The sequence below is a fragment of the Acidobacteriota bacterium genome (genome assembly GCA_016700075.1).
Classification (GTDB): Bacteria; Acidobacteriota; Blastocatellia; order Pyrinomonadales; family Pyrinomonadaceae; genus OLB17.
The window spans coordinates 940,734-958,375 of the sequence record CP065000.1; the positions used below are offsets into that span (position 1 = coordinate 940,734).

Annotated in this window: 12 protein-coding genes and 1 pseudogene; 8 read left to right on the top strand and 5 right to left on the bottom strand. The window is 53.3% G+C overall.

The window, feature by feature from the left end; genetic code table 11:
• Positions 1-45: 45 nt before the first annotated feature.
• Together IPM50_04300 and IPM50_04305 are read right to left on the bottom strand one after the other, a co-directional pair.
• Complete coding sequence (locus IPM50_04300) at positions 46-1,233, bottom strand: class I SAM-dependent RNA methyltransferase (GenBank protein ID QQS33807.1); 1,188 nt, start codon at positions 1,231-1,233, stop codon at positions 46-48.
• A complete protein-coding gene (locus IPM50_04305; GenBank protein QQS33808.1) occupies positions 1,226-1,900 on the bottom strand; it encodes a hypothetical protein in 675 nt (224 codons plus the stop codon). The genes IPM50_04300 and IPM50_04305 overlap by 8 nt, the downstream gene beginning before the upstream one ends.
• 94 nt (positions 1,901-1,994) lie before the next feature.
• Between IPM50_04305 and IPM50_04310 the strand changes: the two genes are divergently transcribed.
• Complete coding sequence (locus IPM50_04310; protein QQS33809.1) at positions 1,995-3,587, top strand: methylmalonyl-CoA mutase family protein; 1,593 nt, start codon at positions 1,995-1,997, stop codon at positions 3,585-3,587.
• 469 nt (positions 3,588-4,056) lie between these two features.
• Here IPM50_04310 and IPM50_04315 read toward each other — a convergent pair.
• A protein-coding gene (locus IPM50_04315) for an IS3 family transposase (GenBank protein ID QQS33810.1) occupies positions 4,057-5,159 on the bottom strand; the annotation gives its coding sequence in 2 pieces (ribosomal slippage) (positions 4,057-4,898 and positions 4,898-5,159; 1,104 coding nt in all).
• A gap of 109 nt (positions 5,160-5,268) precedes the next feature.
• Here IPM50_04315 and IPM50_04320 point away from each other — a divergent pair.
• From IPM50_04320 to IPM50_04350, 7 genes and pseudogenes are all read left to right on the top strand, one after another.
• A complete protein-coding gene (locus IPM50_04320; GenBank protein ID QQS33811.1) occupies positions 5,269-5,721 on the top strand; it encodes a hypothetical protein in 453 nt (150 codons plus the stop codon).
• Positions 5,722-5,905: 184 nt separating this feature from the next.
• Positions 5,906-6,670 carry a Crp/Fnr family transcriptional regulator gene (locus IPM50_04325; protein ID QQS34457.1) on the top strand — a complete coding sequence of 255 codons (765 nt, stop codon included), beginning with the start codon at positions 5,906-5,908 and terminating at the stop codon, positions 6,668-6,670.
• Positions 6,671-7,606: 936 nt separating this feature from the next.
• Positions 7,607-8,674 carry a type IV pilus twitching motility protein PilT gene (locus IPM50_04330; protein QQS34458.1) on the top strand — a complete coding sequence of 356 codons (1,068 nt, stop codon included), beginning with the start codon at positions 7,607-7,609 and terminating at the stop codon, positions 8,672-8,674.
• 229 nt (positions 8,675-8,903) lie between these two features.
• Positions 8,904-9,053, top strand: a pseudogene (locus IPM50_04335) (lmo0937 family membrane protein).
• A gap of 406 nt (positions 9,054-9,459) precedes the next feature.
• Positions 9,460-9,819, top strand: coding sequence for a YtxH domain-containing protein (locus tag IPM50_04340; GenBank protein QQS33812.1), 360 nt, complete (start codon positions 9,460-9,462; stop codon positions 9,817-9,819).
• A gap of 436 nt (positions 9,820-10,255) precedes the next feature.
• The gene (locus IPM50_04345) at positions 10,256-11,854 is read left to right on the top strand and encodes a hypothetical protein (protein ID QQS33813.1); all 1,599 of its coding nucleotides are present in this window, start codon (positions 10,256-10,258) and stop codon (positions 11,852-11,854) included.
• Between the two features lie 408 nt (positions 11,855-12,262).
• Positions 12,263-12,736: an SH3 domain-containing protein gene (locus tag IPM50_04350; GenBank protein QQS33814.1), complete on the top strand. Its 474-nt coding sequence runs from the start codon at positions 12,263-12,265 to the stop codon at positions 12,734-12,736.
• 13 nt (positions 12,737-12,749) lie between these two features.
• Here IPM50_04350 and IPM50_04355 read toward each other — a convergent pair whose 3' ends face one another.
• Positions 12,750-14,519: a TolC family protein gene (locus tag IPM50_04355; GenBank protein QQS33815.1), complete on the bottom strand. Its 1,770-nt coding sequence runs from the start codon at positions 14,517-14,519 to the stop codon at positions 12,750-12,752.
• Positions 14,447-17,638: an efflux RND transporter permease subunit gene (locus IPM50_04360; protein ID QQS33816.1), complete on the bottom strand. Its 3,192-nt coding sequence runs from the start codon at positions 17,636-17,638 to the stop codon at positions 14,447-14,449. The genes IPM50_04355 and IPM50_04360 overlap by 73 nt, the downstream gene beginning before the upstream one ends.
• Between the last annotated feature and the right edge of the window lie 4 nt (positions 17,639-17,642).

Sequence of the window (17,642 nt, forward strand, 5' to 3'; positions counted from 1 at the left end):
TTTGAGTTTAGTTAATCGAAAGCGTTAAAACAATTTCTTTGATGTTCATTGAACAAGCCTGACCACTGTTTCGACATGGTGTGTCTGCGGAAACAGATCCAGCATTGTGAATCCGGTTATCTTGTAGCCTGCCGCCAGAAGAGTTTTTAGGTCTCGAGCAAGGATAGACGGCTCACAAGATACATACGAGACAGTTCGTACACCCGATGTTGCCAGATTCGCGATCAAGGCCTGCGGCGGCCCGCTGCGGGGCGGATCGAGAACGACGGCATCGTACTTACCTAGAACGCCATCAGTACAGAAAAGTTCAACATCCGACGTCTGCACATTCACATTGGTCAAACCCGCACGCTTAGAATTCGCGATCGCATATTCTGCTGAGGGAGAGCTGCCCTCGACCGCATCGACGCTATCGAACTTTTGAGCAAGCGGCAATGAAAATAGTCCCACGCCGCAATAAAGATCGAGCGCCCGTTCACCGGCAAGCCCCTCGACAGCCGCTGTTACGAGCGGCTCAAGCATCGCGGAATTTGCTTGAAAAAAACACTCCGCTGAATAACGATACTCCAATCCCGCGACGATTCGGCTCAGTTCCGAATCCGAACCCTGAATATTGGGCGAAAACACAACTTTGCCTTGGTCATCAGCAGAGGCTTCCAATTCATCAGGCAGGTCATTTCCAAGAACATCACTCTTAGCCAATACTAAATTCAGTCCGTCCGACAGTATCGGGCAATTGTCGACAATGATCACATCGTCAGATCGGCGGCGCTTGAAGCCTACGGCATCTCGGTCACCATCGGTGTGCCAGCGGACACGGGTACGATAACCGAACTGCTTTGGGCTCTCGAAAACTATGGCAAGGTCCGGCATCTCAATGCCACCGATCCGCCGCAGACAGTCTCGGACGATCTCCCTTTTGGCAGCTATCTGCTCAGAATAAGTTAGGTGCTGAAAATTACACCCGCCGCAGAGACCGTAATGCGGACACGGCGGTTCAATGCGTTGGGGGCCGCTCTCGATCAGTTCTTCGATCTCGCACCACGCGATCTTGCCTTTTCGCCGGGTCACTTCCGCTACGATGACATCACCCGGAGCGGTCAAAGGAACAAAGAACGTCATTCCATCCGCGAATCCGATGCCAAGCCCGCCAGGGACGATGCGGTCGATACTTAGCGTGACCCGGTCGACCAAGCCGCCGATTTCGGGATTTTTTTTTAAAGCATCAGACATAAAAAAGCCCCATACGGGGAATACCGGCATCGTCTCGAAGCCGTTTAATAAGCATCAGGTCGTACGTTTTCTTATAATCTTCCGGCGTCATTGATGCCTTGTATTCCCGCAGTTGCGATGCGGTCTCTTTTTCGATGATCTTGAGTTCGTTCTTATCCCAATTATCGAGTATCGACCGCTCCAGCATTCGCTCGATATCGGCCAGCGTAGCGTCGGTAGCAGCTTGATCATCTGTCATTTCCGCGAGCAATGCCCCCAACCTGGCGACTGCCCGCTCGGTGCCGTCGCCCAGGTTTGGCGACGTCAGCGAACTCAGCGTTTTTACCGATCGGCAAATATGCTCGCGGATCGCTTCGGGAGTCAGCCCATTGGCCGCAACCTCTGCGTCACCGGCGTCCTGACCGGCGTGTGCACGAAGCCATTCCGCATACTGAGCCTCTACCTCTTCGCGGCAATAGAAGAGACTTTTTATTGTCCTGGTACCGGGAGGCTGTCGGTCAAAAACGTCGAACACCGATTCGATCGACCGAATTACGATGTGCAGGGGTATTCCGCGATCTTTCCAAGCCTCGATAAGCGTCCAGTCCAGCGGGCTCAAAAACAGATGCTTACCGCGCCGCCGTATGAACGTATCCTCTATCTCTGTGAAGTAGTTGTAATAATTCACGCGAAAACGATAGTTTAGCAGACCGCGAAGCCGTAATCAGCACCGTATCAGCAGACGATATGAGGAAACGCTTTATGATAATCTAAAGCCGTCTATGGCGGAGCGAAAAGATCGATTTACCACATCATCGGGTATAGAATTGCCCACAGACCTTAACCCTTCGAATACGGCTCCGATTGACTACGCAAACGACCTTGGGGCGCCGGGCCAGTATCCATTTACACGCGGCGTCAGGCCAAATATGTACCGCGGCCGTTTTTGGACGATGCGGCAGTATGCGGGCTTCGCCACGGCCGAAGAATCGAACGCCCGTTACCGGTATCTGCTGTCTCAAGGTACGACAGGACTGAGCGTAGCTTTTGATCTGCCCACACAGATCGGACTGGACAGCGACGACCCGCTTGCCGCCGGCGAGGTCGGCAAGGTCGGCGTCGCTATCGACAGTCTGGACGATATGCTCACGCTTTTCGACGGCATCCCGCTCGATCAGGTTACGACGTCGATGACGATCAACGCCACCGCGTCAACGCTGTTATGTCTTTATCTTGCCGTCGCGAAAAAGCAAGGCGTGTCGTTTGAAAAACTGGGCGGCACGATCCAGAACGACATTCTCAAAGAATATATTGCTCGCGGGACCTACATTTATCCGCCGCAACCAAGCCTGCGCCTGATCACCGACACCTTCAAGTTCTGTTCTGCTGAAGTCCCGAATTGGAACACCATTTCCATTTCCGGCTATCACATTCGCGAGGCCGGCTCGACCGCCGCCCAGGAGATCGCGTTTACGCTCGCGGACGCTATCTGCTATGTACAGTCGGCAATTGACGTCGGACTCGATGTCGATAAATTCGCCCCGAGGCTTTCATTCTTTTTCAATGCTCACAACGAGCTGCTTGAAGAGATAGCAAAATTCCGCGCCGCCCGGCGCCTTTGGGCACGGATAATGAAGGAGCGTTTCGGTGCCAAGGATCCGCGGTCCATGATGCTGCGTTTTCACACGCAGACGGCCGGCTCCACGCTCACAGCCCAACAGCCCGAGGTCAACGTCGTCCGCACAACGATACAGGCACTCGCGGCTGTCCTCGGCGGGACACAGTCGCTTCATACGAATTCGCTGGACGAAGCACTCGGCCTTCCCACAGAACACGCCGCCACGATCGCTCTTCGCACACAGCAAGTAATCGCCAATGAATCAGGTGTTGCTGATACCGTCGATCCGCTCGCAGGGAGTTATGCGATCGAGGAACTGACGACACAACTGGAAAAGCTCGCCGCCGAATACATTGAAAAGATCGACGCCATGGGCGGAATGCTGCGCGCGATCGAGGCCGGCTATGTTCAAAGCGAGATCCAGGACGCCGCCTACGAATACCAGCGTGCGGTCGAAAAAGGCGAGGCTGTTGTAGTTGGCGTGAACGCGTTTCGCTCAGCTGAAGAACCTATTCCTATCCTTCGCATAGACGAGCGCATCGAACGCGATCAGATCGAACGTGTGCGTGCTGTCCGTGCAAAGCGCGATGCCGCATCCGCCAATCGATGTCTAGCCGCTATCAAAGCCGCGGCAGGCGAGGACGGCAATCTCGTCCCGCTCATACTTGAGGCTGTTGAGAATGATGTAACTGTCGGTGAAATAAGTGACAAATTAAGAGAGGTTTGGGGAGAGTACCGCGAGTCGGTGACCATCTGATCAAGACGGTCATGATCACCCGACTCGCAGGAGTCTAAGAACCCAGAATAACGCTCGCTGTCGTGTGGTGGGCAGATACATTGAGCTTCACCTCCCGGCATCTACCGGATTCGAAGACTTGAAATTAAAATAGAGGGTGGCGCCCCTGTTGTTAACGCCACCCTCGAAGATCAAAGTAATTGTTAATCGGTCAATTGACCGGTAAAGCTGCCCCCTTGTCCGAACCATACTTCTGCAACTCACCTTTTTCATTAACAGTAACTCCGATCGAATTGGTCATCCGGGATCAGGATGTATTTGGATATTCCTGCTGATCAAGTCCCTGGCGGATACTCAATGTTCGCTTCCCAATTTCGAACGTCGCTTGTGACCTGAAACCAAATTAACGCACAACAAATAGTTAGTTCTGTGCGCTTTCGCACATAGGAGAACTTTATTCAGACTGTAAACCTCCCGTAATTAGTACCAGTTAGGAATAAACATTTCCGGTGTTATGTTTTGTGAGATATTCGCTGGGAGGCATGCCTCCCAGCGAATCGTGCGGGCGGTGGTGGTTGTAGATTTCCAACCATTTTTCCGTTTGCGATCTCACGTCCGATAAACTCTCAAAGATGTACATATCAAGCACGGCCTCGCGGTACGTGCGGTTAAAGCGTTCGATAAAGCCGTTCTGCATCGGCTTGCCGGGCTGCGTGAACTCAAGCTCGACTCCGTTCTTTTCGGCCCAATCGGCCACTGCCACGGCCGTGAACTCCGGCCCGTTGTCGAATCTCAGTCTGACGGGAAGCCCTCGCCACTCAGATATCTGATCCAGCACTCTTGTCACCCTCTGCGAAGGCAGGCTCGTGTCCACCTCGATCGCCAGAGCCTCACGGTTAAAGTCGTCCACTACGTTAAAGGTCCGGAACCGTCGTCCGTCCCACAGTGCGTCGCTCATGAAATCGGCCGACCAGCAATGGTTCGCGGCCTGCGGTACGCTTAGCGGGTCGGGATTCCGGGCCGGCAATCTCCGTTTGTGCTTTCGACGCTTATTCAGCTTCATTTCGCAATAAACACGGTATACACGCTTGTGATTCCAACCTTTCCCCTCTCGCCGCAGCATCGCGAAGAACTTCCCGAATCCCATCTCAGGATGCAATCCCGCAAGTCTCGCCAGAGCCTCTTCGATCTCCGTATCCTTATTTGCCCGTACCTTGCGATAGTGAAACACGGTCCTCGACAGTTTCATCAACGAACATGCCCGCCTCTCGCTTATCAGGTGCTTCGCCCTGATGTGCGTCACCACGATCCGTTTCTCTACCGCTCCCAGGGCTTTTTTTCGATCACGTCCTTTAACACTCGGCAATCAAGTGCAAGCTCCGCATACATCCGCTTTAATTGCCGGTTCTCTTCCTCAAGCTCCCGCATCCGCCGGATGTCAGATGCCTCCATCCCTCCGAACTTCGACTTCCACTTGAAATACGTCGCCGTCGATATCCCCGCTTCCCGGCATACCTCCGCCACCGTCCGTCCACCTTCTACCTGCTTCAGGATCCCTATTACCTGCGTCTCACTGAACTTCGATCTCGTCATTTCCCAGTCCTCCTCCTACTTCCTATTCTGACCGGAAACTATATTTCTGTCTGATACTATTTTATGGGAGGTTTACACCAGAAGTTGTAAGCCGGGCGACCGGTTTACCATGGAAGTGAGGTCACCCGAACAGTATAGAGGTGCAATACTTGAGGGAACTGTGACCGGTGCGGATAGTTCGGGCCGGGTCTCAGGACGGGCGAACATATCGCTTAATTTTGACACGATCAGAATTAACGGCAATACATATCGTTTTGCCGGGATCATTGATTCGGTGACGGCAAGGAACGGCGACAGTATTTCGGTGAATAACGAGGGAGCCGTTCGTGACAGCAGTCAGCCGGCACAAACAGCCACTCGTGCCGGGATAGGCGCGGTTCTTGGAGCGATAATTGGCGCTATCGCCGGTGGCGGGCAGGGTGCCGCGATCGGGGCTGGCGTTGGAGCAGGTACGGGTGCCGGAACGTTACTCATCACAGGCCGTGACAATTTGGATCTCGACTCGGGAACTGTTTTCTCGATCACTTCGACGGCTCCCGCGAGTATGCGTAGCAGTCGCTAAACTAGCAACAAGACCGCAAGACTTGGGACGGGCTAAACAGCTAGTCCCTTTTTTCCCCAGGATCGAACTCAAAAACCCATTTATTGCCATTTGCGTCAAACAGACGTTCATATTATTTTATTGACGTTGCCTTCAATAATAGGGGGGTCTGCTTCACAGGAGGTCGTGTGTGGCTCAATACGCTATTGCGGATCCCAAGGATTCGCTCCAAAATCATCTACTCTCAGCCCTTCCCGATGAAGATTTCGATCGGATAAATTCCAATTTGGAAACAGTTTCGCTCGAGCTTGGCGAGGCTCTTTACGAATCCGGCGACCGGATGACGCACATCTACTTTCCGACGACAGCGATCATATCGCTTCTCTACATAATGGAAAACGGCGGCACGGCAGAAATCGGCATCACCGGCAACAACGGCCTGGTTGGCGTTGCCCTGTTCATGGGTGGCGACACGACGTCTAACCGTGCGGTCGTTCAGAGTGCAGGCAAGGCCGTACGGATGACGGCGGACGCCTTGAGGACTGAATTCAAACTCGGCGGTGTTTTTCAGGACGTATTGCTTCGGTACACCCAGGCCTTGCTCACTCAGATATCACAGACCGCGGTTTGTAATCGGCTTCATACCGTCGAACAACAGCTCTGCAGATGGCTTCTGATCAATCACGATCAATTACCGGCCGACACGCTTGTGATGACGCACGAGCTGATAGCGAATATGCTCGGTGTTCGTCACGAGGGCGTTAGTATCGCTGCGGGAAATCTTCAAAAACTCGGCCTGATCGAATACGCACGCGGCGCGGTCCACATCCTCGACCGCGAAGGCCTTGAGAAAGTTTGCTGTGAATGTTACAAGGTCGTTTCGGATGAATACGACCGCCTGCTAGGGCAATATGTCCGCAAGAATCTTCGCGCTATTAGTTCAAAAAAGCTTGCTGACAAACGCAGTTGAACTGTGTTATTATTTTCGTTGGATCACTCCGATCCGATCAGCACAACCTACCGATCGAAGGGCATCATTCCGTCGCCCTCCATTTTCTCCCGTAAAAATAGTATGGAAAAGCTAAATGATTATCTCCAGCGGCTCTTGTCGTCGTGCAGCGACGAACTCCGCTTGGAACCAAACAAGGCACCGTGCCTTGTAGCGAATGATCAATCGACAGACGTTTCTACGTCGCCGTTGCTCGGAACACAGATCAGCACCATGGTCTTTCCGCTGATCCCAACGGAGATCGTCACTACATTGCCCAGTACGGACGAAGTAGAGTTTGTGCTGCCGCATAATCTGGGGAATTTCAATTTTTCGATCCAAAAATCGCCTGCCGGGTTTGTTGTTACGATCAGGCCGCTGATGGGCGACGCCGAAGGCATCGAGCCGGCTTCGGGATCGTTTGAGGGCCTGCCCGCCGAGCCGCCCGCGTACACGTCGCAGCCTGAGACTGCGCCCGCCGTTGAGACATTTTCCGCGGGTGAGGAGTTCATCGCCGACATTTATGATATCCGTGAGAAGGCCGAGGAATATGTGCCATTGCCTGAGCCTCCTCCATCCTTCGAACAGATATCTTATGAACTGGAGAGCATTTCTGCTGATCATGAGGACGGCAATGTAGACCAGCCCGCGATCCAAACGTTGGACGACCTTCTTGCCGAGGAAGCCCTGACCGCGAGTGAATACACATTCCCGGCAGCTGACGACAAGGTTGACATCGTCTCTGCAAATGACCCCGAGTTTCAAACCGTATTTTCTGACACCTCCGATTACGAACCGCCGGGGAAACGTAGCGACATTTACGCGGAAGAATATGCGCCGCCGGTCTTCGCAGAGCGACTGACCCGGCAGGAATCCTCTGAACCGGCGACGGTTGCAGCCGGGCGAAAAGCGTCCCAGATGGATGAGCTCTTCACAAAGATGGAAGCCCTAGGAGCTTCCGACCTGCATCTTTCTGTTTCAATGCCTCCGATGGTTCGGAAGGATGGAAAGATGAAACCGCTTGAAGATGGACAGCCAGCATTGACCGATGACGCAATGAAGAGCCTGCTGACGTCGATCATGCCGGCGAAAAATCAGGAAGAATTTGCCGTCCGCAACGATACGGATTTCGCCTACGAAATTCCCGGCCTCGCACGTTTTCGCTGCAATGTATTTCGCGACCGCAAGGGCATGGGCGGAGTTTTCCGCATTATCCCGACAAAGATCCTGACCGCCGAGCAACTCGGTCTTTCTAAAGCGATCATGGACCTTTGCTCGCTCTCGAAAGGCCTAGTGGTCGTTACCGGACCGACAGGTTCGGGCAAATCGACCACGCTTTGCGCAATGATCGATTCGATCAATATGAATCGAGAGGACCATATCATCACGATCGAAGATCCGATCGAGTTCGTCCACGATAATCAAAAATGTCTCGTCAATCAGCGCGAGGTCCACAACCACACTGATTCGTTCAAAGACGCGTTGCGGGCTGCACTCCGCGAAGACCCGGACATTCTGCTGGTTGGTGAGATGCGAGACCTTGAGACGATCTCAATTGCGATAGAAACTGCCGAGACAGGTCACCTCGTTTTCGGTACGCTGCATACGACGACCGCGGCATCGACGGTTGACCGCATCATCGATCAGTTCCCCACCGACCGTCAGCAGCAGATACGCGTAATGTTGTCTGAATCACTGAAAGGCGTGATCGCACAGACGCTGCTGCCCAAAAAAGGCGGTGGACGCGTTGCGGCACTCGAAGTTCTCATCGTGACGCCCGCTATCAGCAATTTGATACGTGAGGGGAAGACGTTCCAAATACCATCTGCGATGCAGACAGGCAAGAATCACGGAATGGTCATGCTCAACGATGCTCTTTTCGAACACGTCCAGGCGGGCACGGTAGAACCCCGAGACGCTTACATCAAAGCCGTCGATAAAGCCGGCTTTGAGACAATGCTAACTCGCGGCGGATTCAAGATATAAGACTCGATCCATTCAAATGGCTGACGGCGAATCTTTAAAGTTCCGCCGTCATTTTTTTTGGTGATATTGCCGCGAGGGTTCGGGGTATTCCGTGCGCTATCAAACAGACAGAGATCCGGCGACTTGCTTCAATTGAACTAGCGCATGAAACGTCTGCGATTCGAATATATCGGGAACCAAACAATTCGCGGTCAGTTTTTACAAATTTAGACACAGAAGGAGAAATTTTATGCTTTGGACAATAATCATCATACTTTAAGTTTTATGGGCTTTAGGATTCGGCTTTGGAGGAGCGGCTGTCGGCAACCTCATCCATATTCTTTTGGTCGTTGCTCTCGTCGTAGTGGTTCTTCAGTTGGTGAGGGGACGTCGGGTCTGAAAGCTCGATATATTGCTCTACCATCACGGATCGTCACTCTTGGGTGACGTTCCCTTTTTTTGTGTTCAGGGTGGGATGATGGTCGCGGTTCCCCGACTCTTTCATCACCATCTGCAGCCGCACAAAACCCGTGGCCTCGTTCGCCGATTTGCCTTGTCGTCGATTTAGCATGTCCTCAACACGCAGAACGTAGTGTGTATGCTGCCGCACAGACCCGATAACCGATCTATCTCATAATCAATAGTAGATTCCAAGACCGTCAACTGTTTGACGTGGTCCTTTATATCGACGGTCCAATGGAATTACTAGGAACGGAATTTATAAACCTTGAATCTTTGGAGGATCAATAAAATGAACGTAAACAAAAATTGCAAACATACCGTGGCAAACGGGCATTGCATACCTTATGATCGGCGGCGGCATCGGAGCTGCTCTTGCATTACTATTTGCACCGAAAAGGGGCATCGAGCTGCGTCGCGATATCGCCAATGTGACCCGAAAGGCCTATAACTCAACACTTGAGATGACACAGGATCTGAAGCAGCGATCAGCCGATTTTCTTCACACGGCTAAAGAAAAAGTCGAAAACGTCTACGATCTGGCATCGAACAAGCTCGGACACGCCGCCGAAGTCTCCGAAGATGTCGTCTCCGAAGCGAAAGGATCGGTGACCGACGGTATCGAACGAGTGCAGAAAGAATCTGCCGCGACTCTGAATCAGGCGGCACAGGCGGCAAGTGGAAGAAAAGGCTCGAATATCGTCTAAGCAACTGCAACTGCGGAGCCGCTAGACCGGGAGGTGAACCGGCTCCCACATTATATTCGAGCAAGCCTAAAGAGGAAGGAACTATCATGAGTAATCATATAAGCAAAATAGTATATTTTATGGTGATCACAGCAATGATCACTCTCGGCACCGCGATGCAGGCCTAGGGCCAGCAGCGTGCCTATAACGTGACAGATCGTCAGGTTCGCAATCTACTGAATCAGATAGAAAGCAAAACGAACACGTTCAAGCGTGAGATCGACCGGTCATTGGATCGAAGCATCTTCGATGGCACTAGGTGCGAAGATTCGATCAATCAAATGGTCAGCGATTTTGAAGCTTCGACGAATCGGCTGAGGGCAATTTCTCGTCGAATCGATCGTCAGCAGGTGATGTAAAAGACGTATTGAACCGTGCTGTGCGGATCAATAGCTTTATGCGCAACAACCGAGTGTCACAGCCGGCCCAGAATCATTGGACCCAGATCCGGCAGGATCTGTACACGCTGGCTCAATACTATAGCGTGACATCGACTTGGGACGACAACGTAAATATGCGGGTCGGTCAGGTCGGTTATACGGTTACAGACGCACAGATGCGCACCCTGTTGAACCGCCTGCAATCGCGGACCAACTCGTTCATCCAGAGCTACAACAACTGGAACCGTAATATTCGCAATCGTCAGATGTCCGCATCAAGCAATGTTGAACAGGACATCAATGACTATTCCAGAGCATTGGCCGACCTCAGGATCAATTTCAATGATCGCAATTCGGTCGGCATCGGCGAAGTACTTCGACCGGCAGTGGGTATCAACAGGTTCGTAACTACGAACCGACCCAATAATACCGTTATCAGCCGGTGGACTCTCGTTCGCAATGACCTGGACATGCTGTCCAACTATTACCGGACTGCAATCGACTGGAACAATACGTATAACCCATATCCGGGCAGTACCTACCCGAACGTGAATTACGGCAATTTTGATTCGCAGTTATCGGGAACATATCGTCTGAATATCGGACAGAGCGAGAATGTGAGAACGGTCGTCGATCGTGCGATCATCAGCGCACGATACCCCGCGAACCAGGCCGACCGTATGCGTGCCAATCTGGAACGCCGCCTTGCATCACCTGAGACCCTAACGTTTGAAAAACGCGGTCAGCAGGTAAGAATGGCGACCGCCAATATGCAGTCTGTTGAGTTGACCGCGGATGGTGTAAGACGAACTGAGACGTCGCCCAACGGACGTTCCGTAACGACGACCGTGACGGAAAGGAACGGACAACTTGCGATCGATTATGAAGGCGACCGAATGAACGATTTTCATCTGACATTCACGCCGGTCAACAATACACAGCTCCGCGTCACGCGTCGGATCTATCTCGAAAATAACAATCAGTCGGTTACCGTAGCTAGTGTTTACGACAAAACAAGCCAAAGTCCGCAATGGGGATCAGCATATCCGCCCAATTACAGCGGTTCCGCGTCGGATCAGTACGTTGTAGCCAATAACACGGCCATCACGGCAACATTGAACAACGAAATATCCACACGCTCGGCACGCGATGGCGACCGTTTTTCAATGACTATTACCTCTCCCTTACAATACAGCGGCGCCGTTATCGAGGGCGTTGTTAACGGACAGCGTTCAGGTGGGGTTTCAGGCAGAGCGACCATGGCTCTGGTATTCGAGACCATCAGATTGACTGACGGGCGAAGCTTCGCATTTGCGGGCATTGTCGATCAGGTTCGTGACGTCAATGGTAACTCCATTAACGTTGATAATGAAGGTTCGGTCCGTGATCGAAGCCAGACCACCCAAACAGTGGCACGAGCCGGTGTAGGAGCCGTTATCGGGGCCATCATCGGAGCCATTGCCGGTGGTGGTAGTGGTGCCGCGGTCGGTGCAGGCGTCGGTGCCGGTGCCGGTGCGGGAACGGTCATCTTGCAGGGCCGCGACAATCTGGAGCTCAGACAGGGCACGCAGTTCTTCATAACTGCGGGTGCTCCTGCGAACGTCAGTTCTCGCTAGCTTCATTATCGCCACCACATTTGGCCGGACGTATCCACCTCGGATGCGTCCGGCCTTTGTTGTTTTCATCCCATTACCTTATAGCCCAAGCCAAACTGGCCATTTAGCGAGTAGGAAAACGCGTTGTGTCGAGATCGAAGGCGGAGAATCTCACAGTCATCGCGGGAAATTTCGCGAACGGCGGCGGCGATCAAAGGTCGTGTCAAACGCCTCGAATTCCCAAAACGCATGCCTATATCGCCAGTGGATGCGGTCTGCGGCTACTAGTTCCGATCTAACGCGAAGAACCTGCTTCAGTTAGCTGAGTTGGCACAGGGCTTGCGAACCAAACAGAGTAAAGCTGCTGCCCGTTCGTCCGAACCGCGACAGATATCGGATCTATTTTGGGGGCCGCTTTGGGAGGCTCTTATGACGAAGGATCTCTTAAATCTGACAATTGTGATAGCAATACTGCTCGTGGTCGGCTTAGGCTGCAGCCAACTTCCTATAACCACTACACAGCAAACACAACAGTCGCCGCCGCCCGCCGCAACACCCGCGCAGACGCCTGACGAAGCAAATGAAAAATTGCTGGAGAAGTTGGCCGAACTTGAGAAGAAGATCGACGACCAGCAAAAACAGGCAAAAGCTACGCCCCCGCCCGTGATCCGAACCGCTACGACGGCATGGGTCAATTCTCCTGGCGATGGCTTCTTGGCGCTCCGCAGCGATCCGAGCGCAGATGTCGGCTACCGGATACTACAGATCCCGCACGGCGCTGAGGTTCGAGTTATTAGCTGTCAGGATCGCTCTATCAGGATCGGCGGAAGGTCAGGCCGTTGGTGCCGAGTACGATATGACGGCACAACTGGATGGGCATTCGATGGCTGGCTTGTGTATTGATCAAAAGGCGCGGCTATCTGAGCGAAATATTATTGACGGATAGCGTTCGGCCGGTGGCTCGGTTGAATTCGGCGATGGCCTTATTGAGGTCAGTGCGGGACTGGAGTTCCCGGCCGCGGGCGGAGGCTAGGTCCGATTGACGTTGCAGAACAAGGTAAAAGGTGGTTGTTCCGGCTCGGAATTGACGCTCTTCGCTGGCGTAAAGTTCCTCTGCTGCCTGGCGCGCAATGATCGCCGAATCGAGTCGTGCAGATGCCGATCGCAGTGCCTGCAGAGCGTTTCGCACCTCGGCCTCGATCTGCTGTTCTGCGGCGGCACGCTGTTCAGCGAGGCGTTCGCCCTCGACAAGCGTACGGCCAAGGTTTGCCTTTGCCGTACGGTTCCTGAACGGGATCGAAATAGTAACGCCGACGCGGTATGACGGATAGTCCTGTGCAAGCAGATTGCCCAGCGACGTAAAATATCCGCCAACGAGATTTGGCGGAACACGGCTAAGGCCCGTCGCAGGGTTTATGGCAGCAGGTGTTTCTGTGCCCGAAAGCCCTTGGGCCGTGTAAGAGCCGTTTAGGTCGATCTGTGGTTTTGCCTGATCGCGAAAAAAGCGTTCATCGATCTTGTTTAGATCGGACGCCTTTTCGAACTGTTCGAGTTCCGGACGGTTGCGAAATGCATCGCTCAAGGCGATCTCCAACGCGACCGAAGGAACGCTGCGATCGACCGGGGTCACCGGTGTGAGCGTCTGCCGCCATTCGGGTGACGTACGGTCAGGCAACAACAGCGTTTTAAGCACATTCTCTGCCCTTGTGATATTTTCCTGAGCCGAAAAAACTGCCTGCTCAAATCCCGCAACCTGCGCATTTGAAGCGACAAGTTCGACCGGTGCCAGCACGCCGCGTTCCACCTGACGTCGATTGCTCTCGAATTGTTCCCTAGCCTGACGCAGCGTATCTGTCTGCACCTGCAGATTTCTCAAAGCAAAGGTAAGGTCCCAATATGCCGCTTCGACCGCTGTCACGACGGCGGTCGTCTGAAGACGCAGCTGTATTTCCGAGATCTCAAGATTCTTGCGTGCGACCTCGATCTGTCGGCGGGTTCCGTCGATTCGACGACCGCGAAACAGAGGTTGGTTGTAGCTGAATGTCAGTGAGGCTGGAAATTGCGGGTTGAGAAATGCATTTGTATTGCTAGTTGTCGTACGGGACGAATTATAAAGCAATGAATAATCTCCACCCTGCCAAGGGGAAAGACCAATAATGCCGGCCGATCCGAAAAGCCGTGTTTGAGTGACCGACCCGTTCACGGCGCCGCCGATCAATGACGCTGTCGGGATATTGAGCCGCTCATAATAAGACTCTGCAGCAGCGACGGGATCATAAGCGCCCTTCGCAACCTCGATCTGAAAATTCCCGATGCGGCCGGTTTTTCTGGCTATCTCGATATCATTGTTGTTCTCGAGGGCCATTTCGATGGCACGTTCGAGCGTAAGCGTAATGCCGCTACCATTCTCTATGCCGATGCGGTCCTGCGACGGCATCGGGCGGAGCTGAATATTGGGAACCGGAGCGATCGGCATCGGGTCGGGCGTCGGGGTCGGCTCAGGCGTCACGCTTTGAGCAGCAGCACCCGCAGCGAACAGCCAGAAAAAACCCGCCGCCAATATTGCCGCGTTGCAGGATCGACTACAGAAGGCCGACAATTTTTTGAGGAGACTCATTCTGCGGTAGCTTGTTGGCGACGGAATAACGAAGTGAGTTTCCGGAACGGCCCGGTCAACTTCTTCCATACGGTCGATTCTGCCGCATCGTCGAATAATGAATAGAAAACGGGAACGGCAAGCAGGGTCAGAAGCAGACACATCGACTGGCCACCCACTACAAGAATGCCGATAGAGCGGTTCGTCGCCGCTCCCGCCCCGGTGCCAAGTGTTAGTGGGATCATACCCGCAACAAGTGCCAATGTGGTCATCAAAATTGGGCGCAATCGGTCGCGATTCGCCTGAATAATGGCGTCATAGCGGTTCAATCCGCGCGCTCGCAGAGTATTAGTATGATCGATCTGCAAGATGGCATTCTTTTTCACAATTCCAAACAAGAGCAGGATGCCCAGAGCCGAGAAAATATTCAGCGTTTGGCCGGCGATCGCAGTTGAGAGCAAAGCGAACGGTACCGAAAGCGGCAGCGTCAGCAAAATTGTCACAGGATGGATGAACGACTCGAATTGTGCTGCAAGCACAAGATACATGAAAACGAACGAGAGCAGGAACGCGTACAAGAACGCTTCATAGGCTTTTTGCAGCTCTTTCGATTGCCCCGTAACGCCGGTCACGTACTCCGCCGGCATATTAAGTTCCTTGGCAAATCGGGTCATCATTGCGATCGCGTCCGACTCAGAAGCGTTTGGCGGGAGTCCTGCGGATACCGTCACCTGCCGCTGCCGATTCAACCGATTGATGGTCGACGGTGCAAGCCCCTCGTCTATCTTGATCACTCTTTCGAGGTCGACAGTGCCGCCGTTTGAAGAACCGACCGTAAAGAACCGGAAATTGCTTCGGTCGCGGCGATAAGCCTCCTCTGCTCGAACAATGACGTCATACTGTTTCGAGTTTTCACTGTAAGCGGAAACGATCTGGCCGGCCGACAATATGTTCAAGGCCTGTGCGACATCACCGGCACGAACCCCGAGGTCGGCTGCCCTTTCACGGTCGATCACGACGCGCACCTCAGGGCTGCCAACTTCGATAGATGTGTCCGGATCACGATAGATCGGCACCTGCTTCATCTTCTCAACGATCGCATTCGCGTATTCGGTCAGCTTGACCATGTCAGGCCCGGCAATGTACATGCCGACGCTGGATCCGCCGCGTCCCAAGCCTATACTGCCCGCTATCGAGGAGGATGCCGAAACGCTGACCTGATAATCCTTTGACGAGTATTTTCGGGCGATCTGTCGCGTCTTGTTAATTAGATCTGCCTGCGAGAATTCCCTTTCTTTGACCGGCAGTAGTGCCACATTGATGAATCCGTTGTTCGATCCAGACCCGCGCCCGAATCCGGCAAGAACCAACGTATTTTTCACTCCCGGAACCTCAGCCCGAATATCTCGGGCGATCCGGTCCAGCATAGACTGTGTTGCCGACAACGATGTGCCCTGCGGCCCGCGAAGATTTACCTGAAACAGCGATTCGTCCTCATCGGGAAGAAACGCCATACCGACAAAACGATACAGAGGAACCGTCGAGGCAACCGTCGAGATACATATAAGCACGACCGCCCACCGGAAACGCATCGCTTTGACGAGCAGCCAAGTGTAGCCGCCGTCGATCTTCTGCCAGAACCAACCGCTCTTTGAATCGCCATGAGCCGCCTCAGTTGTTTGCACCTCAGGCTCACCGTCTGCCGAGCGTGCGGCAGGCTTAGCCGCTTGCTTGCGCTTGATCCAGCGTGCGGCAAGCATCGGAGTAAGAGTAAATGAAACGATAAGAGAAACTGCGATAGCAGCGGCCGATGTCAGTCCGAACGAGGACATGAACCGCCCAACAATCCCTGTCATGAATCCGACCGGGATGAAAACCGCCAAAAGCGAAAGCGTCGTCGCCAGCACCGCCAGGCCGATCTCACGCGTACCTTCTATAGCGGCTTGGAACGGGTCCATTCCCTTTTCTTCTACAAATCGATAAATGTTCTCGAGGACGACGATTGCGTCGTCGATCACAATGCCGACCATCAGCGTAAGAGCCAACATCGTCATCTGGTTGAGCGAATAACCCATCGCGGCGATCGCAGCAAATGACGCGATGATAGAGATCGGAATGGCAAGTGCGGCGATGATGGTAGAGCGGAAATTCCAGAGGAAAAAGAAAACGATGATAGCTGCAAATAGCCCGCCGAGCACAAGGTGCTCTTCGATCGCTGTCAGTGAATTCTGGATGAATTCCGACTGATCGCGAATTACAGCTACCTTAAAGTCCGATGGAAGGTTCGGAATGATGGTCGCCATGCGGGACTTAACATTATTGATCACCGCGATGGTGTTGGCTCCGGCCTGTTTGCGGACCCCGACCGAAACTGACGGTGTTCCGTCGAGCGATGCCGCGGAGGACGGCTCGCCGCCGGTCTTTTCTACGCTGCCGATGTCCTTGATCTTGATCGGAAACCCGTTTCGGGTAGCTATGACGATCTCATTGAACTGCTCAACCTCGGTCAGTTTGCTCATCGTGCGGACGCCGAGTGTCCGCCTGCCTTCGATGATATTACCGCCGGGCATTTCTTGATTCTGCGAGCGGATAGCGGCGGAGACCTCAGTTACCGCAAGGTTATAGGCACGCAGACGGTCCGGATTAACATTTACGCGGATCTGTGGGGTTCGGGCTCCCCACATGAAGACCTCACCGACCCCGTCAGCGTTCTCGATACGCTTCTGTATGAGCTCCTCGACCTGCTCGGTCAGTTCGATAACATCTCTGGGAGCGCTGACCGTGTACAAAAGGATCGGCTGTGAATCCGGATCTGCTTTTTGCGCAACGGGCGGGTCTGCGGTGTCAGGCAGCCAGTTAGAAACACTGCTGAGCTTTTGCTGGACCTCTTGAAATGCAACGTCAGGATTCTTTTCTAGGTTGAAGGTGAGCGTTACATTCGAACTCCCGCGAGACGATGAAGAACGCATTTCCTCAACGCCGGGTACCGTATTCAATGCACCCTCGATAATGTCGGTTATCTCGGTCTCAATTTCTGCGGGAGCCGCGCCCGGATTTGACGTTCGGACCGATATCGTCGGCAGATCGATCTTGGGGAAGCGGTCAACCCCGAGAGTGAAGAAGCTAAATCCTCCCACGACCGTCAAAAACAGCACGATCACCGTTGCAAAGACGGGCCGATGAACACATATTTCAGCTAACCATTGCATTTAT

What these genes read in the sequence shown, in the direction of transcription:
- IPM50_04300 (QQS33807.1), bottom strand. Translation starts at nt 1,233, where the DNA reads ATGTCTGATGCTTTAAAAAAAAATCCCGAAATCGGCGGCTTGGTCGAC.
- IPM50_04310 (QQS33809.1), top strand. Translation starts at nt 1,995, where the DNA reads ATGGCGGAGCGAAAAGATCGATTTACCACATCATCGGGTATAGAATTG.
- IPM50_04320 (QQS33811.1), top strand. Translation starts at nt 5,269, where the DNA reads ATGGAAGTGAGGTCACCCGAACAGTATAGAGGTGCAATACTTGAGGGA.
- IPM50_04330 (QQS34458.1), top strand. Translation starts at nt 7,607, where the DNA reads ATGGATGAGCTCTTCACAAAGATGGAAGCCCTAGGAGCTTCCGACCTG.
- IPM50_04340 (QQS33812.1), top strand. Translation starts at nt 9,460, where the DNA reads ATGATCGGCGGCGGCATCGGAGCTGCTCTTGCATTACTATTTGCACCG.
- IPM50_04345 (QQS33813.1), top strand. Translation starts at nt 10,256, where the DNA reads ATGCGCAACAACCGAGTGTCACAGCCGGCCCAGAATCATTGGACCCAG.
- IPM50_04350 (QQS33814.1), top strand. Translation starts at nt 12,263, where the DNA reads ATGACGAAGGATCTCTTAAATCTGACAATTGTGATAGCAATACTGCTC.
- IPM50_04355 (QQS33815.1), bottom strand. Translation starts at nt 14,519, where the DNA reads ATGGAAGAAGTTGACCGGGCCGTTCCGGAAACTCACTTCGTTATTCCG.
- IPM50_04360 (QQS33816.1), bottom strand. Translation starts at nt 17,638, where the DNA reads ATGCAATGGTTAGCTGAAATATGTGTTCATCGGCCCGTCTTTGCAACG.